The following is a 12,210-nucleotide window of genomic DNA, read 5'->3' on the forward strand; positions in this document are numbered from 1 at the left end:
ATCCGCCTAACTTAAGGTGTAACCTGAATAGAAAAATACAACGCTGCTTGCTCCTGTGGCGCAAGTGCTCCAATATTTCCAGATATTTGATCTCCACTCACAGCTACAGAACCCTTACTCACTGACGGCGGCAATGCATTTCGCAAAATACTATAAGCAGGTACAACATCATTAATCACGACATTTGCTGCTAGTGTTGAACCATCATTTTTAATTGTTAAACGATAGGTAACGCATTGATTTGGCTTAATCGTCAATGGGTTGCTCGCATAGGTCGCGGTGGCAACATTCATAAGTGTACATGCTTCATCTTTAGACTGCTCTTTGGTCAAACGAAGTTGCGTAGGATCAACTGTTGTTAAATCTGTATTTTGAATTGTTGTCAGCGTTAAACCTTGGATTGTATTCGTAGCAGAGACGACGATATTCGCTGCACTAGAAATACCATTTGCTGCTGTTAATGGAGCTTGAACTTTTAAAATTAGCTGAACTGAACTTTGTGGGTTTAATCCACCAGTTATAGACAAATCGGTAGCAATCGGGTCTGTGGTATCTAATACACCATTATTATTAGCATCGTAATACAAAGTATAAGTGAAACCATCATTAATATTTTGAGGGACTACGCTAAGACTTACTTTTCCGCTTGTATCACCTTCAACAAATGTACCCATATTTTTTAATGTATGCAGATATACAACCGTACCACCTACATTAATCCGCCCTTGTTGATCATTTGCTAAAGTCAACTTGCGTACAGCTACATCAACTTGATCTTTAATACTGTCACCTTGAGCATTCATCGGTGATTTCATAGCAAACCAAATTGGTAAACTTGTCAAAGTCGTGTCCGCAGGAACAGTGACAACCGCACAATACTGTTTAGTTGTTCCAGCCGCCATGTTGCCAGTACTGGTAATTTCAGCCTGTAAGGTTTGACATGTTGCATCACCATTATAGAACTTCACGACCCAATTTGTTGGTAATGTCGTATTGATACTATTAATGTCAATCGCTGTACTCGATGCATACAAATTATAATTATTTGAGGCAGTGCTATTATTTCGAATAACAAGTGGGAAAACAGCTGTTGCACCTTTTATAGCATTTTTCACCAATAAGGCTTGCCCACCTGAACCAGTAACGTTTCCAACTCCCACACCTGAATTGTTACTGTTATACAAATCGCTTTCGCCCACAGCAACTGTATTAACTAATCGATCACGCGTACTATTTTTTACGCTAGTATCTGTTACGGAAGTTGCGGTAATATCGAAATCCATTGTACTTGTAGACGTACAATTTGATGGGAAATAAACCCCTAATTTAATTCTTTTTGAAGTGCCGTAAGCCAATCCGCCTGTATCAATGACACCATCACCATTAGTATCTGTCAGCAATGTCCGACCATCTGCATGATATAAACGAACTACAGCACAACTTGGCACATTACTTTTAACGAAGCTTAAATTATAAGTATCTGTCGCCTGCCCTGTATTCCAAACATAATTATCAAACTGGATTTCTTTTGCTATGCCCCCAAAAGTATTGTTTTGGGTTTGTAAGTTATTCAAGCCACCGTTTGGCTCGCCATCATCATTCGCGTTACTTGGGCTATAGTTAAGTACAACACCTAAGGTTTGCTGAACATTAAAAATTACAGTATTCGTTAGCGTGTTTTTCAGAATAGCATTTGATGCATTGTATTGTTGATAATCAGCGGTATTCGCAACTTTTTCAGCAGCATTCGCATTCACAGTGACTTTAAAACTTACTGTGCCTTTACTTAAAGCTGCTACACTTGCAAGCTCTACATCTACTTGCCCATTACTCACTTTATATTTTATTGGTGCATTTGCACCCGTCTCAACATCATCAGCATCAGTTAAAAATCCTGAACCATTCCCCCAACTACCGCTACCCGATTTATATGTTACATCTGTAGCTAAAATATCTCTTAATACGAGTCTTGCTGCTGCAGTACCCGTATTTGTATAAGCTAAAGTATAAGTAATTTCCGTGCCAGTTTTACCTGTGCTGATATTCTGTGATTTCGTCACTTGAATTACAGCATCATCCACAACTTTTACTGTATCACTTACGGTCATAGCGATTGCATTATCATGCTGGCTTGTAGCTGTTAAAGTAAAATTAGCAACATTATTTGCAGTTACGTTGGTTGGAATACTTCCAACGACAACTAATGAGGCAAACTCGCCAGCTTCTAAGCGAAAACTTGTCGTCGAATTCAGTAAATTATTATTATCATCAGGCTCGCCATTTTGATCCCGATCGATGTAAACGGCTACATTATCTAAATTAAATTGATCATTCGTTAACTGAGTAAGGCTTAATTTATAGTCGTCTACGATGTTACCAGTATTGGTTAAAACATGCGGGAAGTTAACTTTGCTTCCGATATTTCCGATATTTTGCTGATTACTTTGTAAAGCGAAAGAGTAGATTGGTTGAACAGTTAAAATAACTGCATTTGAGTTAATAACTTGCAAATTGCCTTGTTCATCATAGAAGTCACCACTTGCAATATTCGTGATACTACTTCCTGCTTTAGGTTGAGCAAATGCAATAGAACTATGAAATCCCAAAAATAAGCCAAATAAAGCGATAAATGAAGTTTTTGAGACAGCACTTTTGTTGAATCGGCTTATCATATTTTCAACCTGCACTAAAAGTTGTTATTTATTCAAATTCTGTGCATACAATACTACAAAAATATCAAATTGAACACATAATTTAACAAAATTGAGATATGTATACTTAATTTCAACAAGAATTATCGTAGAACTACTAATGTTATATTTGAATAAAAATATATTCGCAAATGAAATTTTAATTAGAATTTCTTATTTAAACCATCGAAATTAAGAAGGATAATTTATAAAGACTTACGTTTTAGTTAAATACAACCTAAATTTTCAACTTTCAAAAAGTTTATATATGATCTTTTTGTATCGGTAATTTGATGCTAAACACACTATTCTGATTCGGATTACTATATTCAATTGAACCTTTATGCGCAATTACAATCGCATATACAACAGCTAAACCCAAACCTGTATCACCAAATTCTTTATTCCTTGACTGTTCCAATCTAAAAAAAGGATTGAATAAATCTTGTTGATATTCTTGAGAAATGCCCGGCCCTTCATCTTCAATGTTTAAAATCCATTCTTTAGCGGTGCTACTTGAAGAAATTCTAATTGTCCCTGCATTGGCGTATCGAACAGCATTATCAAATAAAGCAATTAATATTTGTTCGATACGTCGTCGGTCACAAAAAATAAGAGTCGTCGTTAATTGCAGTTGAGCAGTTAAATTTGCTGTAGTGAATCTTTGTTCAAATATTTTTAATACTTTTTCAACGCTGTCCTGAATATCGACCCATTCATGATTTAATCGTAGTTGTTGATTTTCAACAAGGCTCACTGTACGAAGATCTTCAACAAGATGAGACAAACCCTCAACTTGATTGAGTAGACTTTTAAATAAGATTTCATCAGGTTTAAAAACACCATCTAAAACACCTTGTAAACGTCCTTGTAAAATTGTGATTGGTGTTCTTAATTCATGTGCAATTGCTGCATTCCAAAGTTGGGCTTTTTTAACAGAACTTTCTAATTGTTTCGCCATACTATTAAAGTTATGCATCAACTCAGCTATTTCAGTGGAATGAATTTGACTGTCATCAGCCCGCGCGGATAGATCGCCCTGACTAATTTTTTTTGCTGCATCCGCCAAGAAATTGATCGGCTTAATAAAACGTTGGGCAAGATGCATTCCAATAATGATAGAAATGATACCACCACAAAAAATCACCGCAGATAGCCAAATCCAATCGACAAAATGGAATTCCGTCCAATCTTCTTGTAATGAACTTAAAGTAATCCATCCCGCATCGATGGCATAGTTATAAATGAAATAGCCCAGAAAAACTGAAAAAAGTGTCACACTTAAGTTCACAATACTTAAGGCAATAAAGAGCTGTTTACTGATTCCTGAGTGACTTTTCATAACATTTTTTCCAGATAACTTGCATGTTGATCATTTGACTACACTATATTTCCTGCGGATGATCGAGTCGGTAACCGACCCCACGCACGTTAATCAACATCTGCTGCAATCCATGCTCCTCTAATTTTTTTCTTAATTTACTGACATGACTATCTACTGTACGTTCTAATGCATCACCATCAGGCAGACAATGATTTAAAAGCTCACTACGAGTAAATACTTTATGAGGATGATCAATCATTTGCAGTAAGATTTTATATTCAGTTAAGGTTAAATTTAGCATCACTTTTTTATGCTGCTGATGAATATAAACACTATGAATCTCGGTATTAATTTCAATATTTTTATAACTTAGATTTCTATTAAGTACCGGCTGACTCTGCTGTGTTCGTCGCAGCACTGCTTGAACGCGAGCCACAACTTCATTCGGATTAAAGGGTTTGACGACAAAATCATCCGCACCAATTCTTAATGCCATGACCTTATCAATTTCCTGATCCAATGCCGTAAGCATAATGACAGGGGTTTGCGCCTTTTGACGAATTTTGGTCAGCACGTCCCAGCCATTCAGTTCAGGCAATTTTATATCCAACACAATGAGATCAATTGTTTGTGCGGCATGGATTTCAATCGCCTGTTTGCCATTCATTGCCCGAATGACACGCATCCCTTCACGCTTGAGATAGTGCTCGATAATGTCTCCAATATCATACTCATCCTCTACCACAAGAATAAGTTTATCGTGATAATCGAAAGAAAAGGAATGCTCAAACATAACGATCCAGATCAATAAAACAATCGATTCATCATACGCTGATTTATCTGATTATCTCCACACTTTTTCCACACTTCCCCGATATTGGTTACACAAAGCTGGAAAATAATGTCAGCATCAGAAACTCCCAAGGCTTGGACAGAATGCAAAAGCATCTATTACTTCCATTATTTTTATCTATCGGACTCGTGCTACAAGGCTGTGGTTCTGAGGAGGCAAAGCCAGCTGAAACACCCCCTGCAAAAGTGAGCGTTTTAAATATTCAGCCGCAATTAGTGAACTTTAGTGAAAACTTACCAGCACGGGTACAGGCTTTCCGAACTGCTGAGATTCGCCCTCAAGTCGGCGGTATTATTGAAAAGGTATTATTCAGACAAGGCAGTGAAGTTAAAGCAGGCCAAGCCCTTTATAAAATTAACGCGGCAACTTTTCAGGCTGATGTGAATAGTAATCGTGCTTCTCTAAATAAAGCTGAAGCTGAAGTCGCCCGTTTAAAAATTCAATTGGAACGTTTTGAACAATTACTTCCAAGTAATGCAATCAGTAAGCAAGAAGTTAGTAATGCTCAAGCTGCGTATCGTCAGGCTTTGGCGGATGTTGCTCAGATGAAAGCCTTATTAGCTCGTCAAAACCTAAATCTGCAATATGCCACTGTTCGCGCCCCAATTTCAGGTCGTATTGGGCAATCATTCGTAACAGAAGGTGCCCTAGTCAGCCAAGGCGATACAAATAAAATGGCAACCATACAACAGATCGACAAGGTTTATGTGGATGTAAAACAGTCGATTAGTGAATACGAGACTTTGCAGGCTGCGCTACAAAGCGGTGAATTGTCTGCCAATAATGAAAAAACTGTCCGTATTTCTAATAGTCATGGCCATCCTTATAAGGTCAGCGCCAAAATGCTATTTGAAGACATTAATGTTGACCCTGAAACAGGTGATGTCACCATTCGTATCGAAGTTCAGAATCCTGAACGGAAACTCCTTCCAGGCATGTATGTGCGAGTGAATATCGACCGTGCTTCAGTGCCTCAAGCTTTGCTAGTCCCTGCCCAAGCAATTCAACGCAATATCAATGGCGACCCGCAAGTTTATGTGATCAATGCCAAAGGTTCCGCAGATATTCGCCCGATTGAACTGGGACAACAATATGATCAGTTCTACATTGCCAATAAAGGCCTAAAAACAGGCGATAAAGTGGTTGTAGAAGGTGTAGACCGTATTCAGCCCAATCAAAAACTTGAAATTAGCAACTGGAAAGTACCTGCAACACAAGGAGCTCAATGATGATGTCACAATTCTTCATTCGCCGTCCTGTCTTCGCATGGGTGATTGCGATTTTCATTATCTTGTTCGGGTTACTGAGCATTCCCAAACTGCCGATTGCCCGCTTTCCAAGTGTTGCGCCACCACAAGTCAATATTAGCGCGACTTATTCGGGTGCGACGGCAAAAACTATCAATGATAGCGTCGTCACGCTCATTGAAAGAGAATTATCGGGTGTAAAAAATCTGCTCTATTACAGCTCAACTACGGATACTTCGGGTACGGCAGAAATTTCTGCAACGTTTAAACCGGGTACAGATGTTGAAATGGCACAGGTCGATGTACAAAACAAGATCAAAGCTATTGAAGCTCGTTTACCGCAAGTGGTTCGTCAACAAGGCTTGCAAGTTGAGGCATCGTCTTCGGGCTTCCTGATGCTGGTTGGAATCAACTCACCGAATGGGCAATATTCGGAAGTTGATCTCAGTGATTATCTGGTCCGTAACGTTGTCGAAGAACTGAAACGTGTTGAAGGCGTGGGTAAAGTTCAATCCTTCGGTGCCGAAAAAGCCATGCGGATTTGGGTTGATCCCAATAAATTGGTGTCTTATGGTCTATCAATTAGTGACGTTAATAATGCCATCCGTGAAAATAACGTCGAGATCGCACCAGGTCGACTCGGTGATCTTCCCGCACCTAAAGGTCAATTGATTACCATCCCATTATCGGCACAAGGTCAATTAGGTGATGTTGAACAATTTAAAAATATCAGCCTCAAAAGTAAAACCAGCGGTAGCGTGATTAAACTTTCTGATGTGGCTGAAGTTGAAATGGGTTCACAGGCCTATAACTTTGCGATTTTAGAAGATGGCAAACCTGCAACGGCTGCTGCGATTCAGCTCAGCCCAGGTGCCAATGCTGTCAAAACAGCGGAAGGTGTCAGAGCAAAAATTGAGGAATTAAACCTGAATTTACCTGATGGCATGCAATTTAGTATTCCTTATGATACCGCACCTTTTGTCAAAATTTCGATTGAAAAAGTGATTCATACCTTACTTGAAGCCATGGTACTGGTTTTCATTGTGATGTATTTATTCTTGCATAATGTTCGCTATACCCTGATTCCAGCGATTGTTGCACCGATTGCATTACTGGGCACTTTTGCGGTGATGCTACTGGCAGGTTTCTCAATCAATGTCCTCACCATGTTTGGTATGGTGCTTGCGATTGGTATTATCGTCGATGATGCGATTGTGGTGGTGGAAAACGTCGAACGGATTATGGCAACTGAAGGACTTCCTCCCAAAGAAGCAACTTCCAAGGCAATGAAGGAAATTACCAGCCCGATTATTGGAATTACCTTAGTCTTGGCAGCGGTGTTCTTACCGATGGCATTTGCCAGTGGTTCGATCGGGATTATCTATCAACAATTTACCTTAACCATGTCAGTCTCAATTCTATTCTCAGCATTATTGGCATTAATCTTAACGCCTGCATTGTGCGCCACGATTCTTAAACCCATTGATGGCCATCATCAGAAGAAAGGCTTTTTTGCATGGTTTGATCGCAGCTTCGATAAGGTCACTAAAAAGTATGAATTGATCCTGCTTAAAGTGATTAAACATAGCATTCCGATGATGGTGATCTTTGTAGTGATTACAGGACTTACCTTTGCAGGTATGAAGTATTGGCCTACAGCCTTTATGCCTGAGGAAGATCAAGGCTGGTTTATGACCTCATTCCAATTGCCATCAGATGCCACTGCTGAAAGAACGCGAGGTGTGGTCAATCAATTTGAAAGTAGTCTCAAAGACAATCCAAATGTTAAAAGTAACACGACCATCATGGGTTGGGGCTTTAGTGGCTCAGGTCAAAACGTGGCTGTCGCTTTTACCACATTAACTGACTTTAAAGACCGTACTTCAACAGCAACTGAAATGACCAATGCGGTTAATGCCAGGATGGCGCACAGTAAAGAAGGTGCAACAATGGCGGTATTACCTCCTGCCATTGATGAATTGGGTACATTTTCAGGCTTTAGTTTACGCTTGCAAGACCGTGCCAACTTAGGTATGCCTGCACTTTTAGCTGCCCAAGACCAGCTCATGGAAATGGCTGCCAAGAACAAAAAATTCTATATGGTCTGGAATGAAGGCTTACCGCAAGGCGACAATATTTCTTTAAAAATTGATCGTGCAAAATTGAATGTTCTGGGTGTGAAATTCTCTGACGTTTCTGACATCATTTCAACGTCAATGGGTTCGATGTATATCAACGATTTCCCAAATCAGGGACGTATGCAACAAGTCATTGTGCAAGTCGATGCCAAATCACGTATGCAACTTAAAGATATTTTGAATCTGAAAGTGATGGGTTCAAATGGGCAGTTGGTTTCTCTGTCTGAAGTGGTGACACCGCAATGGAGTAAAGCACCACAACAATACAATCGCTATAACGGTCGTCCATCGTTGAGTATTGCAGGTATCCCGAACTTTGATACCTCATCAGGTGATGCCATGCGTGAGATGGAGCACCTGATTGCCAAATTGCCAAAAGGCATCGGTTATGAATGGACAGGTATTTCCTTACAGGAAAAGCAATCTGAATCGCAGATGGCGTTCTTACTTGCCCTTTCTATGCTGGTGGTATTCCTTGTTCTGGCTGCACTTTATGAAAGTTGGGCAATTCCACTTTCAGTGATGCTGGTCGTGCCTTTGGGTATCTTTGGTGCAGTGGTTGCAATTATGTCTCGAGGCTTGATGAACGATGTATTCTTTAAAATTGGTCTGATTACCATTATTGGTTTATCTGCCAAGAACGCGATTCTGATTGTTGAATTTGCCAAGATGTTGAAAGAAGAAGGCATGAGTTTAGTCGAAGCCACTGTGGCAGCAGCAAAACTCCGTCTACGCCCTATTCTTATGACTTCGTTAGCCTTTACTTGTGGTGTCATTCCATTGGTTATCGCCTCAGGCGCAAGTTCAGAAACACAGCATGCCTTAGGTACAGGTGTATTTGGCGGCATGATTTCAGCGACGATTCTGGCAATCTTCTTTGTTCCAGTGTTCTTCATTTTCATTCTGGGTGCAGTTGAAAAACTGTTTTCCTCGAAACAAAAAAATCCATCTTAACTGACATTGAGCAGAGGGAATCAACGGATTTCCTCTGACTCCTCATCTGTACCTATCCTTATATTATTTGGAGAAGACCATGTCTAAAGTGACTGTCTTATCTCGTGGCCTGCTTGTCTCTACGCTTTCAATTGCCTTGACAGCGTGTATGAATATGCAGGCACCAAAACCTGTGATTAAATCCGATATTCCACAAAATTTTTCTCAAACCAGAGTTGGGACTTCGATTGCCAATCAGGGCTATAAACAGTTCTTTGCAGACACACGCCTATTGCAAGTGATTGAAATCAGCTTAAATAGCAACCGTGATTTACGTACTGCAACACTGAATATCCAACGTGCACAGCAACAATATCAAATCAGCAAAAATGATCAGTTACCGACTATTGGAGCAAATGGCAGTGCTGTTCGACAGGTGAATCCATCTGCGAACCCAAACAATCCTTATTCAACTTTTCAAGTCGGTCTAGGAATGACGGCTTATGAACTGGATTTTTGGGGACGTGTCAAAAGCTTAAAAGATGTGGCGTTGAATAATTACTTTGCCACGCAAAGCGCACAAGAAGCCATGCAGATCAGTTTAGTCAGCCAAGTTTCGCAAGCATGGTTGGATTATGCCTATGCAAAAGCCAATTTAAATCTAGCTGAGCAGACCTTAAAAGCACAGCTCGATTCCTACAACCTGAATAAAAAACGTTTTGATGTTGGAATTGATAGCGAAGTTCCGCTGCGTCAAGCACAGATATCGGTTGAAACTGCCCGAAATGATGTTGCCGCCTATAAAACTCAAGTGGCACAAGCACATAACTTACTGGATCTATTGGCGGGGCAAACGATTCCTAAGAGTTTACTGCCTGACCACGCAATCTTGAATATTACCCAAGAAAAAATCTTTGCAACTGGATTAAGCAGCGATTTACTCAATAACCGTCCAGACTTAAAAGGTGCTGAATATCAGTTGCAGGCTGCTGGCGCAAATGTTGGTGCAGCCAAAGCACGGATGTTCCCTACCATTAGCCTGACAGGTTCAGCAGGATATGCATCGGCAGATCTCAAAGATTTATTCAAATCTGGTGGCTTCTCTTGGTCAATTGGACTAAGTATCGACCTCCCCATTTTCGATTGGGGTACCCGTAAAGCCAATATTAAAATTTCAGAAATAGATCAGAACATAGCACTCTCTAATTATGAGAAAGCCATCCAATCCGCTTTTCGTGAAGTCAACGATGCCCTTGCTGCACATGCACATATTGATGAGCGTTTAGCAGCACAACGTCGTTTAGTCTCTGCCACTGAGACCACTTATAAATTATCCACGGCTCGATTTAGAGCGGGTATTGATAGTTATCTGACCGTATTGGATGCACAACGTTCTGCTTATGCGGCACAGCAAGGTTTACTGATGCTAGAACAAAGCAAGTTAAATAATCAGATCGAATTGTATAAAGCGCTCGGTGGTGGTTTATCTCGAGCCTCGTAAACGCTTAAGTCGACTATTTGGGCTGATTTTTACAGACTCAGCCCTTATAGTGTTTAGGTTTAAATCAGAAAATAACAGTGAATCCATGTTTACACTTTCGATTACACCAAGATTCTATGAAACCGATGCTTTTGGACATATCAACAATACCGTGATTACAGGTTGGTTTGAAACAGCACGTGAACCTGTTTTTCGCCTATTTAACCCAAGTATGGAAATCAAAAATCTGCCTTTGATTCTCGCTCGAGTGGAAGTCGATTTTGTTGCCCAAATCTATTACGGCGCTGATATCGAAATCAAAACATGGATTGAGCATATTGGCAATTCTTCTTTTATTGTGGCACATGAAGCTTGGCAAAATGAGCATTGCGTTGCACGTGGCAAAGCGGTTCAAGTGTATTTTGATTTCAGCACACAAAAATCAGGCCGTATCCCAGATCAATTCCGCGTACAGTTACAGCAGTACTTGGTTGCACAATAAGCTCAATATTCTAGCAACCGCAAATGAAGTCTTTATTTGCAGTTGCTTAGATTTACTCAGTCAAATTTTCGAGAGAATTAGAGGTTAGCCAAAGCATAAATGACCTAAAACGACGATACTAAAATCAAGCTATTGATCTATCTTTTTATTTTCTTTGCTGAGGAATATATTTTCGAGCATGTCTTTGGTAATGGCGTGCAAATAACCAAATCATAAATTATTACTATTATTGCGTGTATAAAACAAAGCTATCACCACGACAAAAACTGGCCAAGGTTAGATTTAAGTGTTTTGCCATCTCAATCGCCATACTGGTCGGTGCAGAAATTGTCGCCAATAGTCCAATATTGTATTGTGCGCATTTGCGAATCAGCTCATAACTGGCACGACTGGTCATCACCACAAAACCTTCTGCAACATTTATTTTCTGTTCAGCCAAGTAACCGATTAATTTATCCAAAGCATTGTGCCGACCAACATCTTCAAATAACGCCACGATCTGACCTTTCACCACCCAAGCCGCAGCATGTGCGCCACCAGTGAGTTCACTAATTCTTTGTCTGACTTTGAGTTGGGCAATCGCATTCGGAATTTGATTTAGCCAGATCGAAGAGACGCTTGTATTTACGATAGGTAAATTCGCATAAAGTTGTTTTAGGCTTTCCACACCACATAAGCCACAACCTGTACGCCCGACCATCATACGGCGATGCTCTTTGAGCGCCATAAATGCACGAGAGGAAATCGTCATATCGACTTCAACCCCTAATGTATTGTGACGAATCTCAAGTGAATATAGCTCACTTAGACTATGTAAAATCCCTTCAGACAGACTAAAGCCTTTGGCAAATACTTCAAGGTCTGAAGGCGTTGCCATCATCACTGCATGTGAAATCCCATTATAAATCAGTGCAACAGGATATTCCTGCACAATATAGTCCATCTCATTTTCTGAAATATCCCGATGGAAACGATGCACTTGCACCGTTTCATAGCCACGAATTTTTGTATCCACACTTTACCTCATTCACATTGCCTAATCG

The 12,210-nt window shown here is 40.1% G+C and carries 8 protein-coding genes; 4 read left to right on the plus strand and 4 right to left on the minus strand.

Annotated elements, in window-relative coordinates; all coding sequences use genetic code 11:
* Positions 1-11: 11 nt before the first annotated feature.
* The 3 genes from O1450_RS09090 to adeR all read right to left on the minus strand — a co-directional run bounded on the left by O1450_RS09090 (position 12) and on the right by adeR (position 4,807).
* Positions 12-2,672, minus strand: a complete 2,661-nt coding sequence (locus O1450_RS09090; protein WP_269228157.1) for a COG1470 family protein — start codon at positions 2,670-2,672, stop codon at positions 12-14.
* Positions 2,673-2,952: 280 nt separating this feature from the next.
* A complete protein-coding gene (gene adeS, locus O1450_RS09095; RefSeq protein ID WP_269228158.1) occupies positions 2,953-4,032 on the minus strand; it encodes a two-component sensor histidine kinase AdeS in 1,080 nt (359 codons plus the stop codon).
* A gap of 43 nt (positions 4,033-4,075) precedes the next feature.
* The gene (gene adeR, locus O1450_RS09100) at positions 4,076-4,807 is read right to left on the minus strand and encodes an efflux system response regulator transcription factor AdeR (protein ID WP_269228159.1); all 732 of its coding nucleotides are present in this window, start codon (positions 4,805-4,807) and stop codon (positions 4,076-4,078) included.
* A 143-nt stretch (positions 4,808-4,950) separates the two neighbouring features.
* On the opposite strand from adeR, the gene O1450_RS09105 reads away from it, so the two are divergent.
* The 4 genes from O1450_RS09105 (at position 4,951) to O1450_RS09120 (ending at position 11,167) form a co-directional block, all read left to right on the plus strand.
* Positions 4,951-6,096: an efflux RND transporter periplasmic adaptor subunit gene (locus O1450_RS09105; RefSeq protein ID WP_269228160.1), complete on the plus strand. Its 1,146-nt coding sequence runs from the start codon at positions 4,951-4,953 to the stop codon at positions 6,094-6,096.
* Positions 6,096-9,206, plus strand: a complete 3,111-nt coding sequence (locus tag O1450_RS09110; protein WP_269230451.1) for an efflux RND transporter permease subunit — start codon at positions 6,096-6,098, stop codon at positions 9,204-9,206. Before O1450_RS09105 ends, O1450_RS09110 begins: the two co-directional genes overlap by 1 nt.
* A 79-nt stretch (positions 9,207-9,285) precedes the next feature.
* Positions 9,286-10,686 (plus strand): AdeC/AdeK/OprM family multidrug efflux complex outer membrane factor, encoded by a 1,401-nt coding sequence (gene adeC, locus O1450_RS09115; protein WP_269228161.1) that lies wholly within the window; start codon positions 9,286-9,288, stop codon positions 10,684-10,686.
* 85 nt (positions 10,687-10,771) lie between these two features.
* A complete protein-coding gene (locus tag O1450_RS09120) occupies positions 10,772-11,167 on the plus strand; it encodes an acyl-CoA thioesterase (RefSeq protein WP_269228162.1) in 396 nt (131 codons plus the stop codon).
* A gap of 226 nt (positions 11,168-11,393) precedes the next feature.
* Here the strand turns inward: O1450_RS09120 and fdhD are convergent, their stop codons facing one another.
* The gene (gene fdhD, locus O1450_RS09125) at positions 11,394-12,182 is read right to left on the minus strand and encodes a formate dehydrogenase accessory sulfurtransferase FdhD (protein ID WP_269228163.1); all 789 of its coding nucleotides are present in this window, start codon (positions 12,180-12,182) and stop codon (positions 11,394-11,396) included.
* Positions 12,183-12,210 lie beyond the last annotated feature (28 nt).

Origin of the sequence: Acinetobacter sp. TR11 (assembly GCF_027105035.1) — a bacterium.
Lineage (GTDB): Bacteria > Pseudomonadota > Gammaproteobacteria > Pseudomonadales > Moraxellaceae > Acinetobacter.